Below are 769 nucleotides of genomic sequence, written 5' to 3' on the forward strand. Positions count from 1 at the left end.
TTTTCAGGGGCGCGGGGAACTGCGCGACCAGCCCCCACCCACCCGCACCCGCCACACAACCCCATCCCCCGAGCTGGAAGGCGCAGCGGGGTCGAAGGGGCAGCCGCCCCTGGGGGATGGGACGGGTAGGGGCGGCGGGGGCGAACAACCCTGTCGCGTGGCACGTACACGCACCGCTACCGTTGCCCGCCATGACGAACGACGCCGCCCCCACCCCCGAGCCCCCGGCAGCCCACCCCCGCTTCACCGCAGCCCTGACCGCCCTCGGCCTGACCGACCTGCACACCCGCATCCGCCGCTTCCCCGACGCCACCCGCACCGCCGCCGAAGCCGCCACAGCAATCGGCTGCGACCTCAGCCAAATCTGCAAGTCCCTCATCTTCACCGCAGACGGCACCCCCCTCCTGGTCCTCATGGACGGCGCCTCCAGGGTCGACGTCGAACTGCTCCGCCAGGAACTCGGCGCCAAGAAGGTCACCCGGGCCAAGGCCGACGTCGTACGCGCAACGACCGGATACGCGATCGGCGGCGTCCCACCCTTCGGCCACGCCACGAAGACCCGCGTACTCGCCGACCGCTCCCTCCTCGCCCACGACATCGTCTGGGCGGCAGCCGGCACCCCGCACACCGTCTTCCCCATGGACCCCACATCCCTGATCACCCACGCGGGAGCCACAGTGGTGGACGTCCGGGACACCGGGGACGCCCGGGACATCCGGGACGCCCGGAACGTCGACGAGCGGAGCGCGTGACGCCACTGGTGACCGCG

General features: G+C 72.2%; 1 protein-coding gene. It reads left to right on the forward strand.

Annotation, left to right across the window (positions count from 1 at the left end; all coding sequences use genetic code 11):
• The first annotated feature begins 191 nt into the window (after window positions 1-191).
• Window positions 192-752 carry a YbaK/EbsC family protein gene (locus STRIP9103_RS14455; protein ID WP_009310569.1) on the forward strand — a complete coding sequence of 187 codons (561 nt, stop codon included), beginning with the start codon at window positions 192-194 and terminating at the stop codon, window positions 750-752.
• Window positions 753-769: the final 17 nt, after the last annotated feature.

Source organism: Streptomyces ipomoeae 91-03 (assembly GCF_000317595.1).
GTDB classification, from domain to species: Bacteria; Actinomycetota; Actinomycetes; order Streptomycetales; family Streptomycetaceae; genus Streptomyces; species Streptomyces ipomoeae.

Bases quoted from the DNA above. Each gene is read 5' to 3' on its own strand.
- STRIP9103_RS14455 (WP_009310569.1), top strand. From the start codon at position 192: ATGACGAACGACGCCGCCCCCACCCCCGAGCCCCCGGCAGCCCACCCC.